This is a genomic window from Sinorhizobium sp. B11, assembly GCA_039725955.1.
GTDB lineage: Bacteria > Pseudomonadota > Alphaproteobacteria > Rhizobiales > Rhizobiaceae > Rhizobium.
The window spans coordinates 2,769,897-2,782,269 of record CP091034.1; the positions used below are offsets into that span (position 1 = coordinate 2,769,897).

A 12,373-nucleotide genomic window follows, 5' to 3' on the forward strand; every position below is an offset into this window, starting at 1 on the left:
TCGCCGGCAAGGCATCTTGACCGTTCCCTTTATCGAATCCGGGCACAGTTTCGCCTGTGTCGAGACAGATTGCGAGGGTAAAACGCCGAGATCACCCCAATGCCGGCAAGGCGGTCTTTGGCGACAGCTTGCGCTTCAGGTTGACGATATGGCGGCCGAAGGATCTGTCGATGCGTTTCACATCGATCAGCGTCAGGTTCCCGCAGGCGGAAAACGTGTGAAGGCCGTCGGGATAGTCGGCAGTGGCGAGATCGCCCGTCAACTGCGCCGGCAGATGCGCGCAGGTCACATGCGTTTCGCTGAGCAGGCTGAAGCGCAGGAAGCGCAGGCCGCCGCCATAGCTGACGCTGCAGTCCTGGACCGGCAGGATGACCTGCCCATCGGCGCCGATAAAGGGCGTGCCGCCAGGCCGGGCGCCGGAGCGATCCACAAGCACCGGATTTTGCGGATGGGTCTTCCACGGGCCGGTCAGCCGATCGGCAAAGGCGATATGCAGCTCGCGCTGGTCGCGCGCGCCTGCACCGACGAGCGTGTAGAACATCCACCACTTGCCCTGATGCTCGATGAGGCAGGCCTCGGCAACGGGCATACCGGTCAGCAGCACCGTTTCCCGCACCCAGTCATCCGGGAACGAGCGGGCACGGTAAAGAGCGACCTCCCCCGCCTTATGGCTTTCCGGCATCATCAGCACCTCGCCTTCCTGTTCGATCAGGAAGGGATAGGAGAGATGAAAAGGCCTGGTGAGCGCCACCGCCTTGCCGCGCCATTTGAGGTCCGGCCCCACCAGTTCGTGGCGCTCGATGAAACCGTGCTTGGTATGGTAATCATAGGCCTCCACGAAAACGTGCAGGCTATCGCCCTTCCTCACGGCGAAGGGATCGGCAAGATATCGCCACGGCCCGGGATCGGGCAACCATGTGATGCGATCGGAAGAACTCGCCAAGGCTTTGGCATCGAGCAGCGTATCGGCGGGCGCCGGGACGATGCCCACCTGCCAGAAATCACTCTTGGGCTTCAGACGCATAGATCAACCGCGGCGGATCGATGTCGGGCGCGGCCGGCACTGCGGCTGCGCGGGCAAGCCGGGAATAGAAATCGAGAACATTCGCAATACCTGCCGGACGGGAGAAAGGAGCCAAGTCGTAGCCTACGCGCGACAGGCGGACAACGGGCTGTTCCCGCAAGACATCGGCAAGCGCTTCGGCCAGCTGATCGATCGAGCCCGGCGCGACCAGCGTCACCGGCTGCTCGCGCAGATATTCCGACGGGCCTTCGGCGGCCGTGGCAACGATCGGCAGCCCCTCGTACATGGCTTCGAGAATGGCGAGCCCTGCAGACTCTTCTCGTGACGGTGACACGAAGAGATCCAGGTTGCGCAGGAACCCCGGCACATTGTTGCAATAGCCGAGCAGGTGGATGCGGCTGTCGCCCTTCGCGAGCTTCTCCAGCGCGGCGCGATGCGGCCCCTCGCCGACGATGACGAGAACGGCATTGTCGGGTGCCGACTGCCGGAAGGCCGATACGAGCACATCATATCCCTTGCTGGGATGCAGACGCCCGACGCTGCCGACAAGCCGTGTTCCGCGCGGCAAGTTCAGCTGCGCGCGCAGATCCATGCTCTCGGTCGATGTGACATCGGGCAGCCAGTTGGAAATCAGCGTCGACTGACCGTCAAATGTGCCGAGCCGCGCCGACTGGGCAGTGTTGACGCAGATCACTCCGTCGAGGCCGGCATGCTGCCTGGTCTTGTAGCCGACATGCAGGGTCGCGACCCTGGTGACACTGTCGCGCGCTGCGGCAAGCGCCTTGCAGCCGTGGCTGAGATGCCCATGCGCAATTTCGATTCCCGCCCGATCCATCAGCCGCCGCAGCCTCGGGCCTCTCAGAAACGGGAAAGCGAAACCGTGAAAAGCCACCTCTTTCGAGAGCAGGCCGGCAATCGGCGAGCCGTATCGTCCCGCAACGTGAACCTCATGGCCAAGGGCAGCCTGCCCGTTGGCAAGATCGGCGCAGTATCGTTCCGATCCAGCGACCCTGGAGGAGAACAGGACATGCAGGATTTTCAACTTATGAGACGCTGCCGCATCGACAGCCTCATAGGCGCGCGGATGCAACTCACCCACGAAATCTTTTCGAGCGCTCACAATACACCTCAGACCGATAGCCGACCGAGTTGAGTTGTTGGCGAAACACTTCTCGATAGGTTTCGACGATGATTTACATCGGAGAACCTACGCAAACAAGACTGCGTAACTATACAGAATCGTAAGCTTTTAGCCACGGAATAACCATTTTCTGGGTAACCCGCTGAACTAATTCTTGAAAAATTGCGGCAGTATCCCGCACGACTGTAACGCCGATAAAACAGCCTGCCAAAGTGCCAGAAAAAGTCGTGTGACCGACCTTGCCGGCAATTGCACGTTTGCGCGCCCTGAAAAGCGGGTCCGTGTCCGGGCGCCTTATTTTTTCAATGCGTAGTTGATCCTGCGGGCCGTCTCGGCGATGCGGATCGCATAGGTAGGCAATCGCCTCCACCAAGGAAATTTGGTGGCCCTGTAGACTGACCGTGTCCCGATGTTCGAACCGCCCTCTTTTACGACGGCTACATTCTGGCGGGTCGTGTAGATCCGCGCCCGGGACGCCCAGCCCCGCTCCAGTTCGACATCCCAGGGAAACCGCATGGTGCCGATCGCCTTGAGGAGCTTCAGGGCGCCCATCCGCGTTACGACATAGCAGGCGGCCGACCCCTGCGGACCATGCGTTGCGCGCCCGATCTCATCGCCGACTGCCGAGGCGGCAACCGGCCTGAAACCGACGATGCGGTGGTTGAAGAGCTTGATCACATCGGCACCCGGCACCGCCGCGATTGCCGCTTCGGCACGCGCGATGAGATCGGCAGACAGAATGATATCGTCCTCGACGATGATGCAGGCGGCCTTGTCGGTCTCCAGAAAGGCTTCGAGCACCTTCAGATGGCTCCGGTAGCAGCCGTATTCGCCGGGCAGCATGGTGCGGCCATTGTTGCGCTGAAAGGCGCGCTCGTCACAGGCCACGCGCTGATCTGCGGGAACCTCCCGACCGTCGACGCCGGCAACGCGAATGAGATCGAACTGCAGGGCTTCGGCCTGACCGGACAAGGCATTCCACCGCTCCGTGGAGCGGTCGAGATTGATCACATAAATGCAGGTCGTCATCGCCCAACCGTGGTTCTGCAGCCCAGGGCAGCCACAGGCCTCCCCGAGGCCGGGCGTCCCGTCATGAAAGTTCGCCTAGCACTTCCCCCGCCGGCTATGCAACCTGTCGTCGTTGCATGACAGCGATGTTGGTGACGAATTTCTCGTTATTCGACCAGGAGCAAGTCCGCGACCGCGATGACATCGGCTTGAATTGCGGGAGCGGAGCCTCTAGCACTCATACCCCATCGAACAGCATTTCAGGACGCATGACTTGCCCGCCTTCCCCTTCTCGCTAAACGACCCCATCCAGCATCACGGCCCTCTTCCGAAAACCTCCGACGTCGTCATCATCGGCGGCGGCGTCATCGGTGTTTCGACGGCGCTGTTCCTGGCAAAGCGCAAGATTTCCGTGACGCTCATCGAGAAGGGCCGCATTGCCGCCGAGCAGTCCTCGCGCAACTGGGGCTGGATCCGCAAGCAGGGGCGTGATGCGGACGAACTGCCCATCGTCATCGAGGCCTGCCGCCTCTGGGAAGAGCTTGCGGCAGAATGCGGCGAGGATATCGGCCTTTTCAAGACCGGCGTCACCTATCTCGCCAACTCGGACAAGGAGATGGCCGGCTTCGAGACCTTCATGAAGCTCGCGAGCGCCTACGATCTCGACACCCGCCTGCTCGATGGCGGGCAGACGGCTTCCCTCTTCCAGGGCATGTCCCGCAAATTCGCAGGCGCCATGACGACGCCGTCGGACATGCGCGCCGAGCCATGGCTCGCCGTGCCCGCTCTTGCCAGGCTCGCCGTCCGTCTGGGTGTCACGATCATCGAGAACTGCGCGGCGCGAACCCTTGATATCTCCTCGGGCAAGGTGAGCGGCGTCTGGACCGAGGCCGGCCGCATCGAGACCTCGACCGTGCTCGTCGCCGGCGGCGCCTGGTCGTCGCTCTTCCTGAGAAGACACGGCGTCTCCATCCCGCAGCTCGCCGTCCGCGCCACCGTTGCCGCAACCGAGCCCTTGGCCGAAATCCACGCAGGTGCGGCCGCCGGCGCCGATGTCGCCTTCCGCCGCAGGCAGGATGGCGGCTACACGCTGGCGCCGAGAGACCATCGCCTCTATCTCGGCCCCGATGCCTTCCGCCACGCGACAAAATACCTGCCGGCGCTCATGGCTCACCCGTTCGGCACACGCTATTCGCCCGCGGCTCCCGAAGGCTTTCCGGACAGCTGGTCGACCCCGCGCGACTGGACTGCGGATGCAGAGAGCCCGTTCGAACGGATGCGCTTGCTCAACCCCGCCCCCGAACAATCCAGCCTCGAAGCGATCAGGCGCGATTTCCAGCGCCTCTTTCCGCAATTCGGAACCGTGCGCCTGAAGGCAAGCTGGGCCGGCATGATCGACGCCATGCCCGATATCGTGCCGATCGTCGACCGCGCCGAGGCCATCGCCGGCCTCTTCGTCGCAACAGGCATGAGCGGCCACGGCTTCGGTATCGGCCCGGGCATCGGCCGCGTCGTCTCCGACCTGATCCAGGGCAACGCCCCCGGCCACGATCTCAACCGCTTCCGGCTGTCGCGCTTCACCGACGGCAGCCGCATCCGGCCGGGGCCGGCGATCTGATCCGACGCGAATGCCTGCCACCTTGCCCGGGCAGGACAGATTACCGGATGATCAAGTATAGGGATTTTTCGGCGACACCTCGATCCGGAAGCCCTGCTTCTTCAGGTCGCGAAGAAGCTCCGGAGCAGGCGGTTTCTTCAGGCAGATCATGGTCACCAGCCCCGGCGACAGCAGCCGCAGGCTGCAAGCCATATCCTGCGCATAAATGCCTGACCAGTAACCCGCCAGCCGCGCAGAAGATTTCGATTTGCTTGCGCCGCTGAGCGGCCCCCACCAGAAGCCGTTCATGGGCCGCCAGGCGATCCCGTAATATCCGAGCGCCGTCATGATCTTGAATGTTTCCGATCGCGACAGGCGGAAGACGAAATTGCCGACAGGTTCAAACTGGTCATAGGCATGCTCGCCGCGCAGGAAGCGCTTGATGCTTCTCTTGAGGTTTCCAAGCGGCGAATGGCCGTCCAATGGTTCGATGAGCACGACGCCCAGGCGGGAAACGCGGAGCATCTCATAGAGGCCGACGGATGGCCGCGGGAAGTGATGATAGGCTTCCTTGCACAGCACATAGTCGAATTGCTCGTCGTCGAAGGATATCTTTTCGGCATTCTCTTCCGAATAGCCGTCGATCCAGTTTCGCCGCTTGGCAATTTCGAGCGTCGATGCGGATATGCTGGTTGCAAGAACCGATTGAACGTGCGGCCGCAGGAAATTGGCATCGGTCCCGAAGCGTCCATCGCCGACCGTCATCCAGCTCGTGCCTGCAGCGTGGCTGAGGAGCGGATTGAGCGACGCATACATCCGGTCGTGATGCAGGCAGTCGACCGTATCCTGGGCGACGTAGCGCGACGGCAGATGGCTTTCTGACGCATTGTTATCTTCATCGGAGCGATGCCGGAGATAGGTATCGCTGATGCGTGCGGAATTGGGATACTGAACTGAAACCATGGGAACCCACCCTCAACTATCAACCACGCGCACTCAAAGCGCCAGACTGTTTGCCCGGCTCACTGGACGCAAGGCCGCCCAACGCGGCCTCCTTCGCCCTAGGCCATCATCACTAGGCTACCGGCCAATAGGCACGCAGCACACATGCTCTTAAGGACAAATTCTCTAGACCGGCCACCAACCTTTGGGGGGCAAGTGCCACCCAAGGGCTTAGATGCGGCAACGTCGTGAGGGATGGCAATGCCCATCGGAAGTAGCGCCGGAGCGAGCCTGCCTGAGACTACTGCTATTCTATTGCCGCTCTACTTCCGCCTCGCGATGAAAACCGATGTCGTCATGTTCCTGGTGACGACACCGCCGAAATCACCCCTTGCGAGATCTTCCAGCGCGTCCAGCAGCTCTTCCCGCTTCTCCGCCTCCAATGCCACGACATTCGAATAGGTCGCGTAGAGCCGCCGCACCGCGGGCGGATCGAGCGTCAGCGTCCACTCGAACATGACAGGCGGATCGCAATGGAATGAGGCCGCCTCGAAATCCCGGAGCCGGGCCTCGCTATCGAGCCCGTAAGGCGTCTGCGTCGTTCCCCCGCCCGATGGACTTGCGCGATGCCCCGCAAAGAGATGCGCACTCGCCTCATGGAAGGGATCGGGCCTGATATTGTCCCCGAAGACGTTCCAGATCAGAGCGACCGCGCCGCCATGCCGAAGCAAGGCATGGATATGCCGCAACGCCGGAACGGCATCGAGCCAATGAAATGCCGTTGCGCTGACGACGAGATCGAAGGAGTCCGGAGCCTCGTTCAGTTCCTCGAAAGGCTGCTCGATCACCTCGAGTTCGGGGCGATGCAGCCGCGCCCGCAGGAATTCCACAAGCCGCCTGTCCGGCTCGACCGCCAGAAGCCGCTGCGGCCCCTGATCCAGAAGATGCTCGGTAGCAAGCCCGGTTCCTGCGCCGATCTCCAGTACCGAAACACCGGATCGCAAACCCGCCCGCTGCCGCAACACCTCCCACACCGAAGAAGGATAGGGTGGCCGGGCCAACTGATAGTTTTCAGGGCTCAGTCCAAAAGCTTGCCGGCCGAACGAACGGGCAAGGATGTCACCAGACATGACGATCTCCGCGCTGACAGCCCGTAGACCTATCCCATTCCGCAAGAAAGCGCATTCACGAACCAAGCAGGGACACCACCCCGCTCGCGATATCGTAGCGCGCCGCGACGACCTTGAGCTTTCCCTCCTTGGCAGCACCCGCAATCACGGTCGAGCTCCGGCTGATCAGCGTCGCCTGCATCTTGGCGTTGGCGTCGACGGCAGCCTCGAGATCATTGCCCGCAGCATTTACCGCAGGCCAGATCGGCGCATAGAGGGCTCCAATCTGGCCGGGCACGGCCTTGCCGTCGATCGTGGCTTTCACCGCGCCGCAATTGCTGTGGCCGAGCACCATCAGCAGCCGCGCGCCGAGAACGGCAACGCCATATTCGAGACTGGCGATGATCTCGGGCGTGGCGATATTTCCGGCAACGCGCACGACGAAGAGCTGGCCGATGCTCTGGTCGAAGACGAACTCCACGGGCACGCGTGAATCGGCGCAGGAGAGCACCGCCGCGAAAGGCTCCTGCTTTTCCGCAGTCTTCGCCTTGAGGATCGAAAGGTCTTCGTTGAGCGACTGGAGACGCCCCTCGGTGAACCGCTTGTTTCCCTCCATCATCGCCTTCAGCGCTTCGTCCGGCATCATCGTACTCTGCGCCGAAACAGGCCCGGCGGATGCGACGGCAATCCCCGCCGCCAACGCCGCACCTCCCAGCGCACTGCACAGGAAACGCCGCCGCCCCTGATCGTCGGGCAGATCGGGACAGCTGCCGCAGCTGCAAGCCACGCCGGAATATTGCTTGAGATCATGCATCTTCCCCTCCCCGGGTTGAACCCACGATTGACATGCCGAAACCCGCAGCCCGCTTGCTCATGGCAGCGCGAGCGCCGAGCTTGTGCAAGTCGCCCAAACGGGTGAGGCACAATCAGCCGTTATCGGCACATGACACGGCGCCCCCTCCGGAATATTTCACTGCGCGAACGCCCTCGGCCTATCGGCGGCTTGTCCTTTCCATGCCCCCTGATGCATCCAAAGACACGTCGGGGAGATGGGGGCAGCCAATGACATCGGGCATCGTTTTACTGCTGTTTCTATCGGGCGTCGCAGGTGGCGTGATCAATGCGCTCGCCGGCGGCGCGACATTGCTCACCTTCCCCGCCATGCTCGCAGCCGGCCTGCCGCCCATTACCGCCAATGCCTCGAATGCGGTAGCGATCGTGCCGGGCCATCTGCTCGCCGTCCTCGCCGACCGCGGCAAGGTACTGCCACTCGACGCAAAACTCTGGTCGTCCGTGCTCGTCTGTCTCCTCGGCGGCGCCATCGGCGCGCTGCTGCTGCTCGCCTTGCCCGAGCGGCTCTTCGTCCTGCCCGTTCCGGCCCTGATCGGCATTGCCACCCTGCTCTTCCTCTTCTCGCCGCGCATCGCCGCCTGGGCGGAAGCAAGGCGCGGGGATGCCGAGCCCTCACGCGGCCTCGGCCTTTCCGTCCTCGGCCTCTCGTCGATCTATGGCGGCTTCTTCGGCGCCGGCCTCGGCGTCATCCTGACGGCGGTTCTCTCGATTGCCGACCCGGACGATATCCGCCGGGTGAAAGCCTTGAAAAACCTGCTTGCGACCTCGGTCAGCATGGCAGCCGTCGTCATCTTCATCGCCGAGCGCGCCGTCCGCTGGCCGGAGACCTTGACGATGCTGTCTGGCGCCCTGGTGGGCGGCTATCTCGGAGGCACCCTCGTGCGCGTGCTGCCGGCCATCGTGGTCCGCTGGTTCGTCATCGTCACCGGCGCTGCGATGACGATCGTCTACGCGGTCAAATACTGGAGCTAAGGCCCGTCGCGATCCTCACCCCAGCCGCCAGAACCGCTTCAACCCTTTCCACCGTTTCACGATACGGATCACGATGGGCGGCGGGATCTTCCTGGTGTCGGCCACCGTGCCATGCCGCGTGACAGGCGCTCGTGGATCGATCAGGAAGGCCACCATCACGCAGTCGCTCGCCGCCTCTGCCTTCAAAACTTCGTCCGACAGCAGCAGCCCCTGCTCGCCTTCGCCAAAGGCCTGCCCGCCGGCGAGAACCGCGCCGCTGAACACGTAGAAATACAGGTCGCACCCCTGCTTATGGGGGAACTCCACCCGCATGCCCGCCCCCAGCCGGATATCGAAGAAGTCGATCCGGTTGCGAACGAAGAACGGCGCATCGCCGCCTTCCGGCCCGACAAGGTGCCGCCAGCAATTGGGCGCGCCGTCAGGCGCTGCCCCATACTGGATGCCGGGTTCGAGGTCGACTGCATCGGGCCGCACCAGGATCTGCAGCATGCGCAGCGGCGGATCGGAGGCCAGCGTCTCCTCGGAATGCCAGAAGCCACGGCCGGCATTCATGACCATCAGGTGCCCGCTGTCGCATACCAGCCGGCCCCGCGCCTTGTCTTCATGGCGCATGACGCCTTCAGGCACCCAGGAGATGATTTCGTCGTTGCGATGCTCGTGCATGGCAACGCGCCGGCCCGGATGCAGGATGGACTCGACCACCATCGCCAGCGGCCCGTGGCCATGGTCCCCAGGCTTAGGCTTTATCCATCCGGGCATGTTGACATGCGCCACAAACCCTCCCGCGTCGCGCACGACAAAGGTTCGTTCGCCCTTGAGCAGCATCGCATCCTCCTTGCCTGCAGGCGGTGACGATACCGGTCCATTAGCGCCCGGACGCCGTTCAAGGTCAATGAAGCAGGCTCCTGGCGGGCGCAGGTCCCGCCATTATTGCGGATGTCGGCCCGCTCCAAGCCTTGATATCAGTTCGGCAACCGCTTGATCCGGACTCTGCTTCGCAGTGTCGATCACGATCGGGCTTGCGCCCCAATCCTCATAGTCGCGTGTGACGATCTCTTCCCAGCTCGGCTTTCTCAGCCCCGGAACATCGCTTGCACGCGTCTCCGCCCGTCGGCGATGCTCATCCCGGTCCGAGCAGACGATTTCGATCTCGATGGCCGGCACGCCCGATTTCGCCGCAACCGACAGCCAGGCATCCCGGGTCACCTTCAGGGGATTGACCGAGTCCGCCACGACAATCTTGCCTAGCGTGAGATTGTCTTCGGCGAGCCCGTATCCGACCATGTAGCCTGCCGGGCCGACCTCCGATCTCAACATGTCCGATGCCCGTATGGCCTGCTCGATCGTGTCGATACGCAGATGGACCGCCCCAAGCTCCCTCGCCAGGGCACGCGCAATCGTCGTCTTTCCCGACCCCGGCAAACCACCGAAAATGATCAGCATGAATAGGCACCTCCCGCTTGCTGATGAACCGCGTGAATTCGATCGTCGATCCCAATCGGGAACCGCGCCTACCTCGCAGGCTTCTGCGGTTGCCCCTTCGTTGCCTCACCCGAGGCAGCAAGAATATCGTCCAGGGCCTGGCGACGGTCCGCAGCGTGGGACAATCGCCAGCGAACGGCGTCATCCGCACCATCGCCTTCCCTGATCTCGAGATCCACCGGGCTCACCGCCTCGCCGGTTTTCTGATCGATGAACCCCCAGCGAATCTCAGCGCCCGTCTTGCGATTGACGAAGGTCATGGGCGGTCCCGAAGCACCTGACATACCCAGGCTGTCGCCAATCTGGGCGAGCACCGGCATGATGGGCGCGATCTGCCAGCCCTTTCGGGTCAGGAGGTATTCAAACCGTTCCGGGTTCACCTGATAGCGCCGCCGCTCGATGAGGCCATTGGCTTCCAGGTGCTTCAGCCGGTCACTGAGCGTCGCATTGGTCACGCCCGACGACTGGCGAAAATCCTCATAGCGGGTGAGACCGCAGACGAGATCGCGCAGGATCAGCAAGCCCCACCGATCGCCGATCGCCGCCATGACGCCGGCAATCGAGCACACCATTCCATCGAAACCCTTCGACCGCATCGGACCCTTTCCCGGCACCCGCGTAATTGCCGGCACCTCTCATCATGAGAGCCACACTAGTTTGCCGGAATGTCCGTTTCAAGAAAGCTCGACAGCCACGACGCCCGCGACGAACCGGACCGGCAAACCGCTTGCCGCACAATAACTCTTATTATAAGAGTTATAAACGTCATTGGCGAGTGACACGCGCCCATTGACCGCAGCCATGCGGGCCGATGCCCGATCGAGATCGAGCCGGGTCGCTGCAACACATCACCGGTTTTGCCAAAACGGGAGGATCTCACATTGGCGCCGAACTCAACCCCAACCTCCATTACCCCGACGTTTGCATTTGCCGGCAGCGCGGCGGCAACAGCCCTCTGGTTCGCTGCCCTTGTCGCAATACCGGAGCTTCAGCGCTCGGACCTGTCCATCTTCGTCGCGCGCATCGCAGTCCATCTCATCGTGCTCGGCGGAACCTGGGCAGCATTGTCGCGCACCGCCCTCACCACGTCGGAGCGGACGTGGACCTGGCTGGCGATCGCAGTTCCGCTCACCCTATGGCACGGCGCGGCCTGGATCATTGTCGCCGATGGCCTACTCCTGCCGGGAGCAATTTCAATCCCGTTGCTGCCGCTGATGATCGTGGTGCCGACGACGGTCGTCATCACGATCCTGTCGCGCTCGGACCGGATCGGTTTGCTGCTCGACGCCATGCCCGCCAGCTGGCTGATCGGCCTGCAGGCCTACAGGGTGATCGGCGGCGTGTTCTTCGCCAACTGGCTGGCCGGCACGGCGCCGGGCGTGTTTGCCCTTCCTGCCGGCACAGGTGATGTGATCACCGGCCTGATGGCCTTGCCGACAGCCGTATTGCTTGCAAGCGGCCGGCCAGGCAGCGCCCGGGCGGCTCTGTTCTGGAATCTCTTCGGCATGGCCGATCTCGTCGTCGCAGTCACGCTCGGCGCCCTCACGACGCCCGGCCCCCTGCAGCAGCTCGCCCTCGATCATCCCAACCTGACGACCGGGACCTACCCCACCGCCATAATTCCGGCCTTCACCGTGCCCACCTCTCTCGTCCTGCATGCGCTTTCACTGCGCCAATTGCTGAGGCGTACGCGGAATGCGGCTGCCCTTGCCGTGTGACGGCGAAATATCTCCGGGCCTCAAGCCCGGAGGCCCTCAGACAGGAACGCTGAGGCCCACCTTGATCCTGTCCATGGCGACGAACGTGCGAAACCGCTTCACATTGTTGTTGCCGAAGAACAGGCGCCGCGTCAGCGCCTCGTAATCGGCCATCGAGGGCACGACGATGACGAGCACGAAGTCGGCCTCGCCGGTCACGTAATAACACTGCTGGATTTCCGGAGCGGCGGCGAATTCCCGCTTCGCCGCTTCGATCTGCTCGGCCGTTTCGCTGATGACCTCGATCTCGACGAAAATGGTGATGGCCTGCCCGACGGCGGCGGGATCGAGCACGGCGATATTGGCCCTGATCACGCCTTCCTCCGTCATCCGCTTGATGCGCCGCTGCACTGACGGCGCCGACAGGTTGACGGCCTCGCCGATCGTCCTTTGCGGCGTGGTATTGTCGCGCTGGAGGATCTCGAGGATCTTGCGGTCGAAGGCATCGAGCGCTGATATCGAAGAGACAGGCATGGGCATCCCTCATGA

General features: G+C 62.9%; 13 protein-coding genes. 3 read left to right on the plus strand and 10 right to left on the minus strand.

The features are described 5' to 3' along the window. Positions 1-91: 91 nt before the first annotated feature. The 3 genes from LVY75_23785 to LVY75_23795 form a co-directional block, all read right to left on the minus strand. Entirely contained in the window at positions 92-1,024 is a 933-nt protein-coding gene (locus LVY75_23785) for a glycosyl hydrolase family 43 (protein ID XAZ21834.1), read from the minus strand. After that, positions 1,002-2,144 carry a glycosyltransferase family 4 protein gene (locus LVY75_23790; GenBank protein ID XAZ21835.1) on the minus strand — a complete coding sequence of 381 codons (1,143 nt, stop codon included), beginning with the start codon at positions 2,142-2,144 and terminating at the stop codon, positions 1,002-1,004. The genes LVY75_23785 and LVY75_23790 overlap by 23 nt, the downstream gene beginning before the upstream one ends. 315 nt (positions 2,145-2,459) lie before the next feature. Further along, a complete protein-coding gene (locus LVY75_23795; protein XAZ21836.1) occupies positions 2,460-3,194 on the minus strand; it encodes a glycosyltransferase family 25 protein in 735 nt (244 codons plus the stop codon). A gap of 253 nt (positions 3,195-3,447) precedes the next feature. Between LVY75_23795 and LVY75_23800 the strand changes: the two genes are divergently transcribed. Further along, positions 3,448-4,791, plus strand: a complete 1,344-nt coding sequence (locus tag LVY75_23800) for an FAD-binding oxidoreductase (protein ID XAZ21837.1) — start codon at positions 3,448-3,450, stop codon at positions 4,789-4,791. A 51-nt stretch (positions 4,792-4,842) separates the two neighbouring features. Here the strand turns inward: LVY75_23800 and LVY75_23805 are convergent, their stop codons facing one another. The 3 genes from LVY75_23805 to LVY75_23815 form a co-directional block, all read right to left on the minus strand. Further along, complete coding sequence (locus LVY75_23805) at positions 4,843-5,733, minus strand: class I SAM-dependent methyltransferase (GenBank protein XAZ21838.1); 891 nt, start codon at positions 5,731-5,733, stop codon at positions 4,843-4,845. A 302-nt stretch (positions 5,734-6,035) separates the two neighbouring features. Continuing rightward, positions 6,036-6,842: a class I SAM-dependent methyltransferase gene (locus LVY75_23810; protein ID XAZ21839.1), complete on the minus strand. Its 807-nt coding sequence runs from the start codon at positions 6,840-6,842 to the stop codon at positions 6,036-6,038. A 55-nt stretch (positions 6,843-6,897) separates the two neighbouring features. After that, the gene (locus LVY75_23815; GenBank protein XAZ21840.1) at positions 6,898-7,635 is read right to left on the minus strand and encodes a carbonic anhydrase; all 738 of its coding nucleotides are present in this window, start codon (positions 7,633-7,635) and stop codon (positions 6,898-6,900) included. A 248-nt stretch (positions 7,636-7,883) separates the two neighbouring features. On the opposite strand from LVY75_23815, the gene LVY75_23820 reads away from it, so the two are divergent. After that, complete coding sequence (locus LVY75_23820; GenBank protein ID XAZ21841.1) at positions 7,884-8,645, plus strand: sulfite exporter TauE/SafE family protein; 762 nt, start codon at positions 7,884-7,886, stop codon at positions 8,643-8,645. Between the two features lie 15 nt (positions 8,646-8,660). Here the strand turns inward: LVY75_23820 and LVY75_23825 are convergent, their stop codons facing one another. From LVY75_23825 to LVY75_23835, 3 genes are all read right to left on the minus strand, one after another. Beyond that, entirely contained in the window at positions 8,661-9,470 is an 810-nt protein-coding gene (locus LVY75_23825; protein ID XAZ21842.1) for a pirin family protein, read from the minus strand. Positions 9,471-9,572: 102 nt separating this feature from the next. After that, positions 9,573-10,088, minus strand: coding sequence for an AAA family ATPase (locus LVY75_23830; protein XAZ21843.1), 516 nt, complete (start codon positions 10,086-10,088; stop codon positions 9,573-9,575). A 68-nt stretch (positions 10,089-10,156) separates the two neighbouring features. Next, positions 10,157-10,723, minus strand: a complete 567-nt coding sequence (locus LVY75_23835; protein XAZ21844.1) for a helix-turn-helix transcriptional regulator — start codon at positions 10,721-10,723, stop codon at positions 10,157-10,159. A gap of 285 nt (positions 10,724-11,008) precedes the next feature. Between LVY75_23835 and LVY75_23840 the strand changes: the two genes are divergently transcribed. Further along, complete coding sequence (locus LVY75_23840; protein XAZ21845.1) at positions 11,009-11,845, plus strand: hypothetical protein; 837 nt, start codon at positions 11,009-11,011, stop codon at positions 11,843-11,845. 36 nt (positions 11,846-11,881) lie between these two features. On the opposite strand, the gene LVY75_23845 is transcribed toward LVY75_23840, so the two are convergent. Next, positions 11,882-12,358: an Lrp/AsnC family transcriptional regulator gene (locus LVY75_23845; protein ID XAZ21846.1), complete on the minus strand. Its 477-nt coding sequence runs from the start codon at positions 12,356-12,358 to the stop codon at positions 11,882-11,884. Positions 12,359-12,373 lie beyond the last annotated feature (15 nt).

Excerpts from the sequence above, each read along its gene's own strand:
- LVY75_23835 (XAZ21844.1), bottom strand. The coding sequence starts at position 10,723 with ATGCGGTCGAAGGGTTTCGATGGAATGGTGTGCTCGATTGCCGGCGTC.
- LVY75_23810 (XAZ21839.1), bottom strand. The coding sequence starts at position 6,842 with ATGTCTGGTGACATCCTTGCCCGTTCGTTCGGCCGGCAAGCTTTTGGA.
- LVY75_23845 (XAZ21846.1), bottom strand. The coding sequence starts at position 12,358 with ATGCCTGTCTCTTCGATATCAGCGCTCGATGCCTTCGACCGCAAGATC.
- LVY75_23805 (XAZ21838.1), bottom strand. The coding sequence starts at position 5,733 with ATGGTTTCAGTTCAGTATCCCAATTCCGCACGCATCAGCGATACCTAT.
- LVY75_23820 (XAZ21841.1), top strand. The coding sequence starts at position 7,884 with ATGACATCGGGCATCGTTTTACTGCTGTTTCTATCGGGCGTCGCAGGT.
- LVY75_23830 (XAZ21843.1), bottom strand. The coding sequence starts at position 10,088 with ATGCTGATCATTTTCGGTGGTTTGCCGGGGTCGGGAAAGACGACGATT.
- LVY75_23825 (XAZ21842.1), bottom strand. The coding sequence starts at position 9,470 with ATGCTGCTCAAGGGCGAACGAACCTTTGTCGTGCGCGACGCGGGAGGG.
- LVY75_23795 (XAZ21836.1), bottom strand. The coding sequence starts at position 3,194 with ATGACGACCTGCATTTATGTGATCAATCTCGACCGCTCCACGGAGCGG.
- LVY75_23815 (XAZ21840.1), bottom strand. The coding sequence starts at position 7,635 with ATGCATGATCTCAAGCAATATTCCGGCGTGGCTTGCAGCTGCGGCAGC.
- LVY75_23785 (XAZ21834.1), bottom strand. The coding sequence starts at position 1,024 with ATGCGTCTGAAGCCCAAGAGTGATTTCTGGCAGGTGGGCATCGTCCCG.